Source organism: Streptomyces sp. Y2F8-2 (assembly GCF_014905555.1).
GTDB classification, from domain to species: Bacteria; Actinomycetota; Actinomycetes; order Streptomycetales; family Streptomycetaceae; genus Streptomyces; species Streptomyces cynarae.
This window is the reverse complement of record NZ_BNGS01000006.1, coordinates 202,389-218,691: the sequence shown is the minus strand read 5'-3', so window position 1 is coordinate 218,691 and position 16,303 is coordinate 202,389. Positions and strand designations below refer to the sequence as shown.

Below are 16,303 nucleotides of genomic sequence, written 5' to 3'. Positions count from 1 at the left end.
CCGGGAGAAAACGTTGCCCAGCGAGCAGAACGACACAGGCCGGCGACCGGTGACCATGCGCGACGTCGCGACCATGGCCGGGGTGGGGATCGCCACCGTCTCGCGGGTCGTCAACGGCAAGCCCGTCACCCCTGACCTGGCGGAACGGGTGACGCGCGCGGCCGAGCTGCTCGGCTACCGCCATGACCTGACGGCCAGCAGCCTGCGCCGGGCCGACCGCCGCACCCACACCCTCGGCCTGGTCCTGGAGGACGCGGCCAACCCCTTCTCCGCCGCGCTCCACCGCGCGGTGGAGGATGCCGCCGCCGACCGTGGCGTGCTGGTCCTGACCGGGTCCACCGACGAGGACCCGGTCCGGGAACGCGGTCTGCTGAAGACCTTCACCGCCCGCCGGGTCGACGGCCTCATCGTGGTGCCCACCGGACAGAACGACACCGACCTCGACGCGGCCCGCCGCGCCGGTACACCCGTCGTCTGCGTCGACCGCCGCACCACGGCGCCGCAGGTGGACACCGTGACGGTGGACAACCGTGCGGGCGTGCGGGCAGCGGTGAAAAGGCTGCACGAGGCAGGTCACCGGCGCATCGCCTTCCTCGGGGACCTCCGCTCGATCTGGACCGCCGAAGAGCGCTACGCCGGCTTCGTGGAGGGGCTCGCCGAGGTGGGATGCGTCCTGCACCCCTCTCTTGTGAGGCGTGGCCTGCACGGCGCGGCAGCCGCTCAGGATGCCACTCGCGCACTCCTGGCCCTCGCCCACGCGCCCACCGCACTCGTCTCCGGCCAGAACCTCCTGACCATCGGGGCCCGCCGGACCCTGCAGGAGCTCCGGTTGCAGCGCCGCGTGGCGCTGATCGGCTTCGACGACCTGCCCCTCGCCGACCTGCTCGAACCCGGCATCTCGGTGATCGCCCAGGATCACTCCGCCATCGGCCGGGAGGCCGCGAGCCTGCTGTTCGAGCGACTCGAGGGTGAGGGCGGACCCGCTCGCCACCGGGTACTGCCCACCCGTTACCTCGCCCGCGGCTCCGGTGAACTCCCCGCTCCCGAGGACGGCTGACGACCTTCCTGGTACGTCACCGTGAACGAGTTGTTTCCGGCGCGTTGACGGGTCGGGCCTCTCGGTGCTTCACTGCCGGAACCGGTACCGAAACCGGTTCCGGAACCGCTCCCGGTAGCGGTTCCACGGATCTCTGTACGATCAGCCCTTCGGTGCGGGAGGACGTCTCCCGCCCCTGAGTGGAGGGAGAGGAGGTGGCATGGGAGTCACCATCGCCGACGTGGCCGCACGGGCCGGCGTCAGCAAGACGACGGTCTCGCGCGTGCTGAACGGCAAAGGCGAGATCAACGAGAACACCGTCCTCAAGGTCCGCAAGGCGATATCGGAGCTCGGTTATGTGCCGAGCGCCGGAGCAGTGGGCCTCGCACGCGGCACCACACAGATGATCGGCATGCTCGTCCCTGACATGGCCTGGGCCTGGGCCGGCATCGTGCAGGCGGTCGTCGAAACGCTGGAGGCCGAGGGCTTCGGGCTGCGCATGCTGACCTGGAACCGCGGTGAGGAGTCACTGCGCAGGCTCGGTCTGCAGGTCGCCGCCAAGTCGTTCGACGGTCTGCTGGTGATAGAGCCCGAGGGGGCCCTGGGTTACATCACGGAACTGCACGAAGCGGGGCTGCCGGTCGTGCTGATCGACGATCGCTTCCAGCGGCCGGGATTCCCCTACGTGGCCACCACCAACCGCGAGGGGGGTGAGCAGGCCGCGCGGCACCTGCTGGACATCGGGCGCCGTCGTCCTCTGGTGGTCACCGGTCCTGAGGCGTTCGGCTGTACTCGGGAACGGCTGGGCGGCTTCGTCGACGTCTACGCGGAAGCCGGGATCGAGATCGACCAACGCAGCATCATCAGCGGCGACTTCCAGTTCGAACGCTGCCGGAGCGCGGTCGCGCGTGCCCTCGCGGACGGCCTGGAGTTCGACTCGGTCTTCGCACACAACGACCCTTCGGCGGCCGGCGTGCTCGCCGCCCTGCACGAGGCCGGTCTGTGGGTGCCGCAGGATGTCGCCGTGGTGGGGTTCGACGACGTCGAGATGGCGTCGTACACCTATCCGGCACTGACCACCGTCCGGCAGCCCATGCGGGAGATGGGCGAGGCGGCGGCGCGTCTGCTGCTGGATCACGTGCGCGGATCGCCCGAGGCCGCCCCCTCACGCATCATTCCCACCAGCCTCGTGATCCGTGGCTCGACGTTGCAGCCGAGCTCGAACTGACGCTGCGCCATCGAGATGCGCACGGCGTCAGCGCCTCACCGGACCGTCCGTCTCCGCCGCTCCTGCCCAGCCCCGCGGGCGGGGACGCGGGCGGCACCACCCGAGTCGGCCGACATTTCATCAACAAGACAGCCTCTGCGTAGGTCAGTCGGCGGGTCAGACCGTCTCGGGCGGCGCCACCGACATCCTCACAGTCAGCTGGTGATGTCAGCCGAACGGCTCTTGAGGTGCGCGATAGCCTCACCGGCGTTGCGTCTGGCTCCGGCAGACTTGCTGGCTCTGGCGGAGGGAGAAGTGCACGTTACGGTCGCTCAGTTCCAGATTCTCGACCTCGTCACCGCCTCCCAGGAACAGCGGGTGCTTGTACCCGATGGCTTGATCGAATCCGAGATCGCCAGCCTCCGGGTTCGCCGCCCGCCACGCCATGTAGAAGCGGCACGCCAGCAGGTCCTCCTCGCCGGCCACCACGTCGTGCCAAGCCGACAGCGGGAGATCGCTTTCCAGGTACTCCGCCCCACCGGGGTCTACCACGATCACAGCGCCGTCGGTCTGTCCTGGTCGTACGTCGACCGCAATCTCTCGGCCGAGCCAGTCGAAGGCGAATGCGTGGTACCGGCCGGCGAAGCCACGGATCGACTCCGCGCAGGCGGTATTCGCCGCAAGCGCTGCTTCCACGATCGATGCAGCTGTCGAGGTGCCCGTTGTCCCTGGAAACCGCTTGACTCGTCGTAGAGGCCGCGAGGTGAAAACGAAGGGGCCCTGACGACACCGCCAATAAGCCTCGCCGAGGAACGCGCAGCTCTGCCGCCCGGCGATCCCATGCCACTCACGGCAAGCTGCGTGTACGCGGTCCACGACCCCCTCGCCCAAACTTGCACCATCGCCCTGGCAGGCCATCCCCCACCCGTCATCGCCCATCCCGACGGGACCACCGAGATGCCCGATCTGCCCGCCGGACCTCCTCTGGGCACAACCGAGGGACCCCCCTTCGCCGCCACCACAATCTCCGTCGCCGAAGGCAGCGTCCTCGTCTTCCTCACTGTGTCACTGCCGCGCAACTCACCGTCACCGGCCACTCTCCAACGGGTGCTGGCCCACCCTGAGCGGCCACTGCAGGATCTGTGCGACGACGTGCTCTACCGGCTGCGGAACGACACCCGCCACAGCGACGTCGTCCTCCTCCTCGCACGCACCCACCCATTCCCCGCCGACCAGGTCGCCACGTGGCATCTCGACCACCACCCCCAAGCCGTTGCTGCGGCGCGCACCCACGCCCGCCACCAGCTCATCCTTTGGGGAGTCGATGAGGAAACCGCCTACACCACCGAAATGATCGTCAGCGAACTGGTCACCAACGCCATCCGCTACGGCACCCCGCCTGTCCAGTTGCAGCTCATCAAGGACCGCACCCTCGCCTGCGAAGTCCACGACAGCAATTCCCTCGCGCCACGGCTGCGCCACGCGAAGACCATCGACGAAGGCGGGCGCGGCTTGTTCATCATCGCCCAACTCGCACAGAACTGGGGCGTCCGCTACACGCTCGACGGCAAGACCGTCTGGGCCGAGCAGAGCCTCCCGCCCGCAACCACAGCCCAGTAGCGGCCTGTTTGTCACGACACGCATCGTTCGGCGCCTGTCCGGAGCTCCCGCGGACCGCCCGACTCAGCTTGCCGGTCTACCGGCCCCCGAGCCTGCCCGTCGCGGCGGTCCGGAGGGGAGCCAGCGCATACAGCCGCCCGAGTCGCGTCCCCCGTCCGTCCGGTGTTCAGGAGGCCGATAGTGCCTCGTCTCCCTTGCGGTTGACCGGTCGGGTGCGCATCGGCCTGCCCGGCGGCCTTCGCGTTGCGAGCGCCCTGCACAGAGGCCCATCCTGAAAGAGGCATGCCGACCACCGTATGGACCGAGCGAAGACGGCTGCGGAACCTGCGGGGACCGCGGCCCGCGCAGGGAGCGGGTTCCTGATGAGGCTTGTCGTCGATCTCAACCGGTGCCAGGGATTCGCACAGTGCGTCTTTCTCGCCCCGGACGTCTTCTCCCTCCACGGGGAAGAAGCGCTGCTGTTCTCCCCTCGCTTCGACGAGGCGCAACGTGACCGGGTGGAGAAGGCCGCTGCCGCCTGTCCGGTCCAGGCCATCCTGGTCGACTACTCCGACGAGCCGACGAGGCGGGTCGAGCCCCATGTCGGCTGACACGGACGTCCAGGCCCTGCGGCGTCAGGGCCGCATCGTCGTGGTCGGCGCCTCGCTGGCCGGTCTGCGCGCTGCGGAGACGCTGCGCGAGCAGGGCTTCACCGGATCGCTGACCATGATCGGCGACGAGCCGTACGAGCCCTACGACCGGCCGCCGCTGTCCAAGCAGGCGTTGCTCGGACGGGCACGGCCCGAGGACACCGCGCTGCCGCGGCGGCGCGACATCGACGCCGAATGGCGTCTGGGCGTCGCCGCTGAGAGCCTGGACCGGGCCGCCAAGCAGGTACGGCTGACGAACGGCGACACCGTCCCCTACGACCGCCTGCTGATCACCACCGGGACCAGAGCACGGCCCTGGTTCCACCCGGAAGAGGCCGCGCTGGACGGGGTGTTCGGGCTGCGTACGCGCGACGACTCCGCACGCCTGCGCCGGAAGCTGACCGGGGGCGTGTCCCGGGTGCTGGTGATCGGCGCCGGTTTCACGGGCTCGGAGGTCGCCTCCGCCTGCCGCGAGCTGGGCCTCGATGTCACGGTCGCCGAACGCGGCCCGGCACCGCTGGTGGGCGCGCTCGGCGGAGTGATCGGCGCGGTCGCGGACCGGCTGCAGCGCAAGCACGGGGTCGACCTGCGCTGCGGTGTCAGCGTCACTGCCCTGGAGGGCGACGATGTGGGGCGACTCAGGCGCGCCCATCTGTCCGACGGTTCGGCGATCGACGTGGACGTGGCGGTCGTCTCGCTGGGTGCCATGCGGAACACGGAATGGCTCGCCGGCTCGGGGGTGGCCGCAGGTCCTCGGGGGATCGCGTGCGACGCCGGGTGTCGGGTGTTCGACGTCAACGGCATCGTCACCGACGACATCTACGCCGCAGGTGACGTCGCCCGCAGCCCCCACCCGCTGTTCGACTACCAGTTCCTGGCGCTGGAACACTGGGGCAACGCGGTCGAACAGGCCGAGATCGCCGCCCACAACATGATCTGTGCGGGTCCGGATCGCCGTCCGCACCTGTGGCTGCCGATGTTCTGGTCCACCCAGTTCGGCGTGAACATCAAGTCGGTGGGTGTTCCCTCGCTGGGCGACCAACTGGTGGTCGCCCAGGGGGCGCTCACCGAGGCGCGGTTCGTCGCGGTGTACGGGTACCGGGGCCGCGTCATCGCCGCGGCGTCCTTCGACGGAGCCAAGTGGCTGGGGTTCTACGAGCAGCAGATCGCGTCCGGCGCGCCGTTCCCGCCGGAGTACCGCACGGTCGACCGCCGGACCGAGACGCTGGATCCGGTCGACCCGGCCTTCCCCGACCCCCATCTGCCCACCCACGGCGCCACGGTCACGCTGACGGGTCACTCGCCGAGCGAGCGGCGTGTCGCGTTCGTTCCGGCGCATGCCTGATCACCGGCCCTGCACCGCCCGGAGCACTCAGGAGTCACCATGACGTCCGGCACACTCCTCGCGCAGATCACCGACTACGCCAACCGGGCCGATCCGTACCCGCTCTACGCGGAACTGCGCAAGCAACCGGTCAGGCGGGAGGACGACGGCACCTACCTGGTCAGCACCTACTACGAGGTGCGGAGCCTGGCCAACGACCCACGGCTGAGCAACGACACGAGCAACCGCCCGTCCGGCTACGCCCGCGTCGGGCAACCGGACCCGGAGACCGGTCTGCCGCCCAGCTTCATCTTCACCGACCCGCCCGTCCACGACCGGCTGCGCGACACCATCAACCGGCCGTTCGGTCCCCCGCACAGCCCCAGATTCCTCGACGGCCTGCGCGGAGAGCTGGCCAAGGCGGTCACCGAACTGCTCGACGCCTTCGAAGGCAAGGACCAGGTCGACATCGTCGAGGACTTCGCCTACCCCCTTCCCGTCACCGCCATCTGCAAGGTCCTCGGCGTCCCGCGCGAGGACGAACCGCGCTTCCACGGCTGGGCCGATGCCCTGGCGTCGTCAATCGATCCCCACTCCGGCGACGACGGCGGCCCGGAAAAGGCACAGCGGGCCCGCCAGGAGATGGGCGTCTACCTGACCGATCTGATCGAGACCAAACGCCGCCACCCCGGCCCCGGGATGCTCAGCGCGCTCGCCCCCGACATGACACCGGCCGACCTGGAGGCCACCGCCGTGCTGCTCCTGGTCGCCGGCCACGAGACCACCGTCAACGCCATCACCAACACGACCCTCACCCTGCTGCGCCACCCTGACGTCCTCGACCGCTTCCAGAAGGACCCGGACCTGGCCGTCCCCCTCATCGAGGAAGTGCTGCGCTACGAGCCCCCGGTCCAGTTCGTCCCGTGGACCACCGCCCTGGCCGACATCGACGTCGCCGGCACCACGATCCCCAAGGGCTCGCCGGTCTGGCTCATGCTGGCCGCGGCCAACCGCGACCCCAAACGCTTCAAGGACCCCGACCGCTTCGACCCCGACCGCAGGGACAACGAACACCTGGGCTTCTACACCGGCATCCACTACTGCTTCGGCGCCCCCCTCGCCCGGATAGAACTCCATGTGGCGGTACCCGAGCTCTTCCGCCGGGTCAGGTTCTCCGGGCTGCTCGAGGACCCGCCGCCGTACCGCGCCAACGCCGTGCTGCGCGGCCCCCGGCACCTTCCCGTGGCGATCGAGAGCCTCACGGTCTGAGCACCGCCGCAGGGGCTGGGGGAGCTGGTCCAGCTGCGTCTCTTGGCCGCGCCGCTGATTCGTGTCGGCAGGGGAGTCAGGCCGGCCTGAGCTGTGCGTTGTCGCGGTGCTGGGGGCCGCGAGGCCCGTAGTCGATGTCCGCGCCGGTGTTGCTGCTGGTCATGACCGCGGTGGGAGCGTCGTAGGGATCCATGACCGCTTCGATGAAGATCAGCGTGTCGTTGGGCGCGCTGAGGGCCTCCGCCAGGTCCGCGGTGGTCTTGACGACGAACGATCGCGCCGTGGTGTCCGGGCGGAGCACTCTCGGTAGATCCGCGTAGGCCCATGCGACCGAGTAGCCGATCGAGCCCCAGTTGATCGAGCCGACGAAGGTGCAGTCCGGTGGCAGCTGCAGGCCGAGGAGGGCGTGGTTGCTGTACTTCGCTGCTGTACAGCACCAGCGCCTGAATGATCATGGAGTTCTCTGTGCTCAGTGATCAGTGGAGGGCTCGTGACAGTCCTGCCATCGCGTCTGCTCGAATACCTGTAGGACCAGTTCGCGGCGCCATCTTTCGATCCCTACCGCCCGGTGCTCAGCAACGGGGTGTGCAGGCAGGGGCAAGAGATCACAATGTCTTGACCTGGCCGCCATCGATGGTGAACTCGGCTCCTGTGATGTTGCCGGCGAGCGGGGAGGCGAGGAAGAGAGCCAGATCGGCGACTTCGTGAGCTTCGGTGACTCGTCCTGTGGAGATGCCCATGCTCTGCGGCACGACTGCATCGATGGCTTCCTGCGCGGTGGTGCCGGCCTGGGCTGCCGTGGCATCGGCGAAGCCGCCCGGCGCGGTCCAGAAGGGAGTGCGAACCGGCCCCGGGGCGATCGCGTTGACCCGGACGCCTCGCGGTGCGAACTCCTCGGACAGCGACTTGGTCAGGCTGCTCAGCCCGGCCTTGGCCGCGGAGTAGTCCACGACCATGGGGAAGGGTAGACGCGCGTTGATGGAGCTGATGTTGATGATGGAACCCCCGTCCACGACCAGCAGGTGAGGAAGCGCAGCGCGGCTGGCCCGGACCGCGCTGAACAGGGTCATGTCGAAGATCCGTTGCCACTCGGCGTCGTCGATGTCCAGGAAGCTCGGACGGGGCGTCGCGGTGCCCAAATTGTTGACCAGGACGTCGACCCTGCCGTACTGGTCCACCGCGTGTCGGACGAGTGCGCCCGGTCCGTCTGCCGTGGACAGGTCGACCGGGACTGCGGTGACGCCGTACTTCTCGCGGAGCCCTTTGAGCTCGGGAGTAATGCTCCGGCTGCCGACGGTGACGTGTGCGCTTTCACGGGCGAACGCATCGGCGATGGCGAGGCCGATGCCCTTGCTCGCTCCGGTGACGACGGCGACCCTGTCCTTGAGCTGGAGGTCCATGGCGGTCCTTTTCCGGGTTGGTCACCCCCTATATCGAGGGTAGACAGAACCGGCGCCGCCGGCTCAGGCGGGCAGCTGTTCCCAGCCTCGTCAAGCTGCGGAGATTGGTTTCCCGCACGATCGGGCACGGGTGGGGCACGGACCTCTTCGTCCTGAAGCAACTTCGCGAGCCACTTGACCTTGGCCCGGTGCGCCTCTCACCTGTTACGACGGTCCGCAAACGTCCGCGGTTGTTCGCCACTGTGCGTCGGCGTTGTCACGCAGTTCTTCTGCGGGTCGTCATCGGCGCCAAGTCTGTATGTGGCGCAACTCGTCTGGGCGAACACTCCCTGGCTCGGCTGCCCATGGATGTTGCCGCGCGCGTTCAGCCCCGCCGTCAGGAAGCCTTTGATCTCGCCCGTGAAGGTGAGGAATTCAGACAGGGTGTGGCCGTTGTCGGGCTCCGCTTTGGTTTGCGGTGTGGACGCCGAGCAGTCGGCCAAAAGTGCGACGCGTAAATCCTGTTTTTTGGCGCCAGAATCCTGTTCCCGCTTCTCGGCGCTTACATACGATACGCGCGCATCCATCGGTCGCAAGTTGCCGACTCCGGGATGTCCGCTCATCCTTGTCATGCAGGTCCCAAACCGGTCGTAAGCCGGATCAGCGCCGAGGCCGTGCAGGACCGCGGAACACGGCGGTCGGCGCATCACCGATCGCAACCGTCGCTGGCGTTGGCCACGTGGCACACCCACTTCCGGACCGATCTGTCGACGATCGACCTCCTGGTGCTGATCCTGCACTGTACCGAGGACCTAGCCCTGCCGGTGCGGCCATCGAAGGCGCCGGCTATGGCCTGTGCTGGACGCACCCCGACGACTTCAACGCCCAGTGCTCAGACCGGAGGTAAGCCATGACTGAGGGAACTGGGCCGACAATCACTGGCCTGCACCACCTGTCCTTCACCGTCACGAACCTGGAAGACAGCTTGGACTGGTACAAGCGAGTTTTCCGGGCCGAGCAAGTGGATTACAAGTTCAACCACCTCTTCCGCGAGAGGACGGGCTACGGCATCCTGTTGGTGGTTCCGGAATCGGGGCTGGTGATCGGGCTTCACACCAACACAGGAAACCAGCATGAGGGATTCCTCGAAGCCCGGACAGGTCTGGACCACGTATCGTTCCAGGTGCGTACGCGTGCCGACCTGGAATCCTGGATGACATGGCTGGACGATTTGGGAATCGAGCACACTCCGATCAGGGATGAAAAGGAACCGTTCGTGTACTCGACGGTCGTATTCCGTGACCCGGACAACATCCCACTCGAGTTTGTCGCGGTCGGCTAGACGGGGAATCTGAAACAACCGGGACGAAGCGTTGCGAATCCCACTAGGGCCTGCAACTCATCCAACGAGGCGTGCACGGTTCGGCCAGGCTCGAACACCGAAGGCCCAGCCTGGGAGGAAACTCCTCCTGAGCTGGCCCTTCTCTCTGTGCCCCCGGCAGGATTCGAACCTGCGACACCGCTTTAGGAGTTCGATCCGCGTCCGCTGCAGCTGCTGCCATCGACTGGTGCGACGGCAGGACAGAGACGCTGGTGTATGCCCCTGTCCGGCGTCGTTGATGTCAGTGGTGGATGTCAGAAGCCTTCTGATCCGTAGCTCTAGCCGGATCGGTCAGTGAGGCCCATGCCGGCCGCGCCGAGGCCATGGAAGAACATTGGTGGACGGGGCCGGTTGCTGGGGTTGCGGGTACTGTGCTGCTGTACAGCGAACGGGCCGTAAGCCTCTCCCGCCGGTTTCCTCATTGACCGGGAGCAACCGCGGCTTCCGGCAGGTCTGTGATACGTCGGGCGGTCACCAGGTAGCCCGTGAAGCGAACGTCCGGCCGGGCCTGTGCCCACCCATCCGCCTTATTGACCGGAACCAGCACAGTCGTGCCCGGAACGGGGTAGTTCACCTTGTCCGTGGCGCCCGGGGGTACCTCGTAACGGCAGTGGACCTCAGCGATCGACAGTACCTCCACCGAGGTGGGTTCATGTCCCTCCTCCTGGCCGTGGTGCTCCTCGCGGAAGTCGATCTCATCCGCACGTTCGCTACCGACGACGTCGGCGTAGTCCTCCGAATCGACCTCCAGGAGCGTCCAGGAGACAACGTCCCCAGGCGCGAAGTTCGTTCCGCAGCACTGGATCTGCCAGTCATCGACCCAAATCGTCAACGTCACGACGTCCTTCTCCGCCGAGCGCCCTGAGTTCGTCAGGGGCCTCGTACATGCTCTACGGCACCCGCTTTAGGAGAGAGGGTGAGGCGTAGGGCAGGTGACCTGCGGCTTCGCTGGCCGAGCGAGCGGGCACGGATGCACTCACCAGCCACCCTTGTTGACCGCTGCTGACCCCTGCATCTGGCACGGCGACCTCTTCGTCCCCAAGCTGCTGAGACCTCAGTCCGGCAGGCAGGAGCGGAATCGGTGGAGCAGTTCAAGTGCGGCAGGGCTTGCTGCGTCGAAGTTCTGGCCTTGTTGTTCGACAGGAAGACCCGGTCCCCAGATGCGGGCACCGTGGCAGCGGAAGCAGAAGGCGATCTCGAAGAGCTGGTCGGTGGAGCTGTGCGCCCGGATTCCCCAGCTTGGGAGGAAGCAGCGGTACGGCTCACTTCCTGGTAGCTCGGCGATCAGGGACAGGGCTTGCTGGGCTTGGTCTCCCTCCCAGATCGCGGCAGTGTCGCCGGCCAGGTCGTCCGAACTGAGGTGCCTGACGGGGTCGGTGATGCGGACGACCTCGATGAGCTCGGTCTTCCCATGGGGTAGCGGCAGCAGCATGCTCCCGGAGTCTCCGATCGTGGCTTCGCTGACCAGGGGCGGCCTCGGCGGCCGAGGCGGCGGGTACGGCGATGGCGGCGCCAGCGTCGGATGTCAGCGGAACAGCTCGGTATCGGGCAGGCCTCCAACGGCTCCTCCGGCCGGTCGTCCCAGCGCCACCAGACATGCCGACCGGTACACCGCCACAGCGCCCGGCAGGTCCGCCGGCCATCGTCCTCCCGCTTGACGAGGACGAAGCCGCCGAACTGCATGGGCTTGCTGCACTCGGGACAGGCCGGGGCGTCGGTCATGTAGCGCACCCTAACGGGACGACCGCTTCGTCCCGAACTATTGGCTGGACGGCCATTGCGGTCCAGGGCGCTGGTCGTGAGGTCTTCGAGGGCCTTTGTCGGTCGGCTGCGGTTGCGGTGGTTGCCGTACTCCGTTGCTGTACAGCAACCACCGGCGGGTGCTCGTGTTGGTTCAGCCGCAGCTGCAACCTGTGGAAGCGGAGGTCTGGCTGGTGCAACAGCCGTCACCGGTTGTGTTGGGCTCGGCGCTCTTGCCGAGCGTGTCGGCGTCGGCCTTCACGACGTAGACCTCCCACGGCTCCTTGCCGGGGCCGTGCACCCAGACCTTGTCCTGGAGGGCGTAGCAGCAGGAGGTGTCGTTCTCCTCGAATGTGGCCAGGCCGGCGTCCTTAAGCCGGGTGGTGGCGGCGTTGACCTGCTCGGTGGATTCGACCTCGACGCCAAGGTGATCGAGACGGGTCTCCTCGCCGGGCCTGCCTTCGATCAGGACGAGCTTGAGCGGGGGCTCGGTGATGGCGAAGTTGGCGTATCCCTCGCGTCGCTTGGCCGGTTCGGTGCCGAACAGCTTCGAGTAAAAGGTGATCGACGCTTCCAGATCACTGACGCGCAGGGCGAGCTGGGCACGGGACATGAGGCGACTCCCATCTGCTTGCATTGATGTCTGTCAATACAGAGCTTGCGCCTTGGATCGAGAATCGTCAATATAGAAGTATGTCGAAGCAAGAATTGGTGGTGCTCGGGCAGGACGATCAGTCCGCTGCCTGCTGCCCGGGGCTGGTGACCGCCCCCTTGGACGAGGATCAGGCGGCCGAGCTGGCGAAGATCTTCAAGGCGCTGGGCGACTCGATACGCCTGCGTCTGCTGTCGCTGATCGCATCGCGGGCCGGTGGCGAAGTCTGCGTGTGCGACCTGACCCCGGCCTTCGAGCTGTCCCAGCCGACGATCTCGCATCACCTCAAGCTGCTGAGGCAGGCGGGGCTGATCGACTGCGAGCGCCGAGGCACATGGGTCTACTACTGGGTGCTGCCCGGCACCCTGGACCGACTCGCCGCGTTCCTCGCCACCGCGCAGAAGGCCGAGGCGACCGCGTGAGGGCGCCACTGGGGCGCCGTGCCCTCGCCGAAGCCGTGGGGTCGGCGGCCCTGGTCGCCGTGGTGGTCGGCTCCGGCATCCAGGCCACACAGCTGACCCACGACGTCGGCGTGCAACTACTCGCCAACTCGCTGGCAACCGTGTTCGGGCTGGGCGTGCTCATCGCGCTGTTCGGGCCGGTCTCCGGCGCGCACTTCAACCCGGTCGTCACGCTCGCGGCCTGGTCCACCGGTCGGCGCACCCCTGACGGCCTGACCCTCCGGGACGTGGCCGTCTACATCTCCGCCCAGACGGCCGGAGCGATCGGCGGCGCCGTCCTGGCTGATGCCATGTTCGCCAAGCCCCTGGTGCAGTGGTCCGGCCATGACCGCTCCGCCGGTCACCTGTGGCTCGGCGAGCTGGTCGCCACCGCCGGTCTCGTCCTGCTGATCTTCGGGCTCGAACGTATCGGTCGCGCCCACCTCGCTTCGGTGGCCGTGGCTTCCTACATCGGCGCTGCGTACTGGTTCACGTCATCCACATCGTTCGCCAACCCCGCCGTCACCGTCGGCCGCGCCTTCACCGACACCTTCGCCGGTATCGCGCCAGCCTCGGTCGGCCCGTTCATCGCGGCCCAAGTCGCCGGTGCCGTGGTCGGCCTGGGCCTGGTGGCCGCCGTGTTCGCACAGCCCGCACCGACGCCGATCGCATCCGTCCCCGCACAGGGCGAACCCGAACTCGCCGCTCCCTCCTCCAGCTTCTGACCCGCCGCCCGGAAAGACACCCGCTATGCCCTCTCCCTCTGAGCGACCGTCTGTCTTGTTCGTCTGCGTCCACAACGCCGGGCGCTCCCAGATGGCGGCCGCCTTCCTCACCCACCTGGCAGGCGACCGCGTCGAGGTGCGCTCCGCCGGCTCCGCCCCTGCCGACACCGTGAACCCGGCCGTCGTCGAAGCCATGGCAGAGCTGGACATCGACATCTCGGCCGAGGTGCCCAAGGTGCTCACGGTGGAGGCGGTCCAGGCGTCCGACGTCGTGATCACGATGGGCTGCGGCGACACCTGCCCCGTCTTCCCCGGCAAGCGCTACCTCGACTGGGAACTCCCCGACCCGGCCGGGCAGGGAGTTGAAGCGGTTCGCCCGATCCGCGACGAGATCGAGAAGCGCATCCGCGGCCTGGTCGACGAGATCACTTCGGCGAGCTGACCATGGACACGACCGCCGAGTACCGCATCGCTGCGATGGACGCGGAGCATGCCCGCCAGGTCCTGACGATCTACCAACTCGGCATCGACGAAGGCCGGCGCGTCGGGCAGTCTGTGGACCTGCCAGCCGATCCGACACTGTGGCGCGGGCTTTGAAGTCGTAGGCGCAGGCGGGAAGTTCGGCGCCCTGCCGGTGGGCGATAGGCAGGCGACCCTCCTCACAGCGGCCGGGGTCGCGCCCCGCGTCGTCATGGAGATCCTCGGCCACTCTCAGATCAGCATCACCATGGACGTCTACACCCACGTCGTCCAGGACACCCAGCGGGAGGCCATGAGCCACATGGACCGCCTGCTCAGGAGGCGCCCCGGTCGTCAGTGACCGCCCTCGTCGATGTCAAAGCTGGATGTCAAAGGCCACCTACCAAGATCGGTAGGTGGCCTTTTGGCTGGTGCCCCCGGCAGGATTCGAACCTGCGACACCCGCTTTAGGAGTTTTCCCTGGAAGGGGCTGTGACCTGCGGAAACAGCAGCCAAATGGCGTCTGGCCTGGGGAAACACCCCTCTGTAGTTCTCACGTGTTCACGGGGTTTCCCGGTCTCATGTGTGCCGAATCCGTTCTGGCCAGCTGGCTGCCCGGGACAGGGCGAATCTTGAAAATCGGCCCCGTGGCACGAGGAGTAGCGTGTAAAAGGCGAGGCGAGTCCCGTGATCGCGCCGATTCCCGAAGACGGGTGATCCTCATGACCGGCTCCGATGCACGGCCTGTTTCCCGGCATCTGCCCAGCGGTGTTCACGAGGCCGTGCAGCCAGGATGTGCGCTGCTCAGGCTGGAGACCACGGAGTCGCGCGAAGGCGTCCTTGACGGTGCGTGGTGGCCGCGGTCGCGCGACATCGCCGCCGAGCTGCCCGCGCTGCTGAGCGCCCTCACCGGTCATCTCGGCCCCGTCACGCGCGTCGGGCTGGACACCACGGCCTGGGAAGGGCTCCCGACGCGGATCGTCGTCGACGACCGAGTGGTACACATCGACTCCTTTCCGCTGGGCGACGACACCGTGCTGATCACCCGAGGTGACCAGGACATCTTCTCGATGCTGGTGGTTCCGCCGGACACAGCACCCGAGGCCGCCCATGCCGCGATGGCTCAGGCCGTCCGGGCCGACAACGTCACCCAGGCGAATCAGATACTCATCGACACAGTAAGCGCGCAGGTGCCACCAGAGTGAGGTCATCCGCGCCACTCCACCAGGAGCAGCGTCGCGTCATCCGTGGTGTGTCCGCCCCGCGCCCGCTTGAGCGTGTGGGACAGGGACCGCGCCACCGCCCGGATTCCGCGGCCGGTTCTCTCCAACTGGTTCACCCAGTCGATCATCAGGTCCTCCCCGAACTCGTCCTCCCCGGTCTTGTGCTCCTCGATCAGTCCGTCCGTGAAGCAGAGGAGGCGGTCCCCCGGCTCCAGCTTCATCTCGCTCGTCTGCGGGTGCGGACCCCCGAAGCCGACAGGGAGGGTCGTCGGACCGGTCAGCCGGAGTGTGACGCGGTGATCACGGATGAGCATCGGTGACGGGTGCCCGGCGTTGACCCACTGAAGATGCCCCGTCTTGGTGTCCAGCTGCAGCATTTGCGCGGTGACGAAGTGCTCGGGGCCGAATTGGTCCGCCACGGCGCGGTCCATGAAGGCGTAGATCTCCGGCAGCCCGGTGCTGGCGCGGCGGGCGTGGCGGTAGGAGCCGATGGCCACGGTCGCCATCGTGGCCGCGCCCAGTCCGTGCCCCATCGCGTCGATCATGGCGACGTGCAGGATGTCTCCGTTGAGGGCGTAGTCGAAGCTGTCACCCGCCACGTCATAGGCGGGCTCCAGGATCCCGGCCACGGCGACCCGAGGCATGATCATCGCCAGCGGTGGCAGCAGAGCCCACTGGATCTCGGCGGCGACGCTTATCGGTTCCCTGCGTCGGACGCCGAAGAAGAGGTCGGAGTAGCCGTGCTTGGTCACGAGCAGGTCGGCCACGAGGCCGGCGATCCTGTGCAGTATGCGGCGGTCGTCGTCATCGATGCTGTCCAGCGTCACTGCCATGACCCCGACCTGGTCGCCGCCGTCCAGTAGCGGCAGGAAGATTCGCACGCCGTCGTCCTCGGGCAGCTCGACGGGGTGAGCGTCGAGAAAGCAGCGGCCTGCCTCGGAGTCGTCGATCACCTCCGGTTCGCCGTCCGTGAGGCCGTCGCCGGGCAGGGGTACGAGCAGCAGTTGGCCGTAGTCCTGCAGCAGCACCTGCGGCCGACGGCCCCCGAGCCGTTCCACCACGTCGGCGACCAATGGCCCGATGAGATGGGGCGGCAGTTCATGCGCGCGATCGAGGACCTCTCCCAGCAGAGCTTCCCCGAAGCTCTCGGAGCGGTCCGCACGCTGTCCGGCCGTCATCCCCTCACCCGCCATGATCCGAGTCGATCGGAGCGGCGGGC

20 protein-coding genes and 1 pseudogene are annotated in these 16,303 nt (G+C 67.7%); 13 read left to right on the top strand and 8 right to left on the bottom strand.

From position 1 onward, the window contains the following. Positions 1-13: 13 nt before the first annotated feature. Together SY2F82_RS21595 and SY2F82_RS21590 are read left to right on the top strand one after the other, a co-directional pair. Positions 14-1,057, top strand: coding sequence for a LacI family DNA-binding transcriptional regulator (locus SY2F82_RS21595; protein ID WP_236041705.1), 1,044 nt, complete (start codon positions 14-16; stop codon positions 1,055-1,057). 199 nt (positions 1,058-1,256) lie between these two features. Continuing rightward, complete coding sequence (locus tag SY2F82_RS21590) at positions 1,257-2,264, top strand: LacI family DNA-binding transcriptional regulator (protein WP_200420789.1); 1,008 nt, start codon at positions 1,257-1,259, stop codon at positions 2,262-2,264. 240 nt (positions 2,265-2,504) lie between these two features. Here the strand turns inward: SY2F82_RS21590 and SY2F82_RS21585 are convergent, their stop codons facing one another. Then, positions 2,505-2,939, bottom strand: a complete 435-nt coding sequence (locus tag SY2F82_RS21585; RefSeq protein WP_200420788.1) for a hypothetical protein — start codon at positions 2,937-2,939, stop codon at positions 2,505-2,507. Positions 2,940-3,083: 144 nt separating this feature from the next. Between SY2F82_RS21585 and SY2F82_RS21580 the strand changes: the two genes are divergently transcribed. The 4 genes from SY2F82_RS21580 (at position 3,084) to SY2F82_RS21565 (ending at position 7,085) form a co-directional block, all read left to right on the top strand. Continuing rightward, on the top strand, positions 3,084-3,863 hold the full coding sequence (locus tag SY2F82_RS21580) for an ATP-binding SpoIIE family protein phosphatase (RefSeq protein ID WP_200420787.1): 780 nt from the start codon (positions 3,084-3,086) through the stop codon (positions 3,861-3,863). A 362-nt stretch (positions 3,864-4,225) separates the two neighbouring features. Beyond that, positions 4,226-4,453 carry a ferredoxin gene (locus SY2F82_RS21575; protein WP_200420786.1) on the top strand — a complete coding sequence of 76 codons (228 nt, stop codon included), beginning with the start codon at positions 4,226-4,228 and terminating at the stop codon, positions 4,451-4,453. After that, positions 4,443-5,837, top strand: coding sequence for an NAD(P)/FAD-dependent oxidoreductase (locus SY2F82_RS21570; RefSeq protein WP_200420785.1), 1,395 nt, complete (start codon positions 4,443-4,445; stop codon positions 5,835-5,837). Before SY2F82_RS21575 ends, SY2F82_RS21570 begins: the two co-directional genes overlap by 11 nt. A 39-nt stretch (positions 5,838-5,876) precedes the next feature. Continuing rightward, on the top strand, positions 5,877-7,085 hold the full coding sequence (locus SY2F82_RS21565) for a cytochrome P450 (protein WP_200420784.1): 1,209 nt from the start codon (positions 5,877-5,879) through the stop codon (positions 7,083-7,085). A gap of 76 nt (positions 7,086-7,161) precedes the next feature. Here SY2F82_RS21565 and SY2F82_RS21560 read toward each other — a convergent pair whose 3' ends face one another. From SY2F82_RS21560 to SY2F82_RS21550, 3 genes are all read right to left on the bottom strand, one after another. Beyond that, on the bottom strand, positions 7,162-7,386 hold the full coding sequence (locus SY2F82_RS21560) for a hypothetical protein (protein WP_200420783.1): 225 nt from the start codon (positions 7,384-7,386) through the stop codon (positions 7,162-7,164). 304 nt (positions 7,387-7,690) lie between these two features. Beyond that, positions 7,691-8,485 (bottom strand): SDR family NAD(P)-dependent oxidoreductase, encoded by a 795-nt coding sequence (locus SY2F82_RS21555; RefSeq protein ID WP_200420782.1) that lies wholly within the window; start codon positions 8,483-8,485, stop codon positions 7,691-7,693. A 197-nt stretch (positions 8,486-8,682) separates the two neighbouring features. Continuing rightward, positions 8,683-9,087, bottom strand: coding sequence for a hypothetical protein (locus tag SY2F82_RS21550; protein ID WP_200420781.1), 405 nt, complete (start codon positions 9,085-9,087; stop codon positions 8,683-8,685). A gap of 287 nt (positions 9,088-9,374) precedes the next feature. On the opposite strand from SY2F82_RS21550, the gene SY2F82_RS21545 reads away from it, so the two are divergent. Beyond that, positions 9,375-9,806: a VOC family protein gene (locus SY2F82_RS21545; RefSeq protein WP_200420780.1), complete on the top strand. Its 432-nt coding sequence runs from the start codon at positions 9,375-9,377 to the stop codon at positions 9,804-9,806. Between the two features lie 457 nt (positions 9,807-10,263). Here SY2F82_RS21545 and SY2F82_RS21540 read toward each other — a convergent pair whose 3' ends face one another. The 3 genes from SY2F82_RS21540 to SY2F82_RS21530 form a co-directional block, all read right to left on the bottom strand. Next, positions 10,264-10,683 (bottom strand): DUF6578 domain-containing protein, encoded by a 420-nt coding sequence (locus tag SY2F82_RS21540; RefSeq protein WP_200420779.1) that lies wholly within the window; start codon positions 10,681-10,683, stop codon positions 10,264-10,266. Positions 10,684-10,899: 216 nt separating this feature from the next. After that, entirely contained in the window at positions 10,900-11,277 is a 378-nt protein-coding gene (locus tag SY2F82_RS21535) for a hypothetical protein (protein WP_236041704.1), read from the bottom strand. A 462-nt stretch (positions 11,278-11,739) separates the two neighbouring features. Further along, a complete protein-coding gene (locus SY2F82_RS21530; protein WP_200420778.1) occupies positions 11,740-12,198 on the bottom strand; it encodes an ArsI/CadI family heavy metal resistance metalloenzyme in 459 nt (152 codons plus the stop codon). An 80-nt stretch (positions 12,199-12,278) separates the two neighbouring features. On the opposite strand from SY2F82_RS21530, the gene SY2F82_RS21525 reads away from it, so the two are divergent. From SY2F82_RS21525 to SY2F82_RS21500, 6 genes and pseudogenes are all read left to right on the top strand, one after another. Beyond that, positions 12,279-12,659 carry a helix-turn-helix transcriptional regulator gene (locus SY2F82_RS21525; RefSeq protein WP_200420777.1) on the top strand — a complete coding sequence of 127 codons (381 nt, stop codon included), beginning with the start codon at positions 12,279-12,281 and terminating at the stop codon, positions 12,657-12,659. Then, positions 12,656-13,402 (top strand): MIP/aquaporin family protein, encoded by a 747-nt coding sequence (locus SY2F82_RS21520; RefSeq protein ID WP_236041702.1) that lies wholly within the window; start codon positions 12,656-12,658, stop codon positions 13,400-13,402. The genes SY2F82_RS21525 and SY2F82_RS21520 overlap by 4 nt, the downstream gene beginning before the upstream one ends. Before the next feature lie 25 nt (positions 13,403-13,427). After that, positions 13,428-13,844 (top strand): arsenate reductase ArsC, encoded by a 417-nt coding sequence (locus SY2F82_RS21515; RefSeq protein ID WP_200420775.1) that lies wholly within the window; start codon positions 13,428-13,430, stop codon positions 13,842-13,844. A 2-nt stretch (positions 13,845-13,846) separates the two neighbouring features. Further along, positions 13,847-13,999, top strand: a complete 153-nt coding sequence (locus SY2F82_RS21510) for a hypothetical protein (protein ID WP_200421107.1) — start codon at positions 13,847-13,849, stop codon at positions 13,997-13,999. 52 nt (positions 14,000-14,051) lie between these two features. After that, a pseudogene (locus SY2F82_RS21505) lies at positions 14,052-14,222 on the top strand (site-specific integrase); the annotation flags it as partial. Between the two features lie 361 nt (positions 14,223-14,583). Beyond that, positions 14,584-15,066 carry a DUF5994 family protein gene (locus tag SY2F82_RS21500; RefSeq protein WP_200420774.1) on the top strand — a complete coding sequence of 161 codons (483 nt, stop codon included), beginning with the start codon at positions 14,584-14,586 and terminating at the stop codon, positions 15,064-15,066. Between the two features lie 2 nt (positions 15,067-15,068). Here SY2F82_RS21500 and SY2F82_RS21495 read toward each other — a convergent pair whose 3' ends face one another. Further along, the gene (locus SY2F82_RS21495) at positions 15,069-16,262 is read right to left on the bottom strand and encodes a PP2C family protein-serine/threonine phosphatase (RefSeq protein ID WP_200421085.1); all 1,194 of its coding nucleotides are present in this window, start codon (positions 16,260-16,262) and stop codon (positions 15,069-15,071) included. Positions 16,263-16,303: the final 41 nt, after the last annotated feature.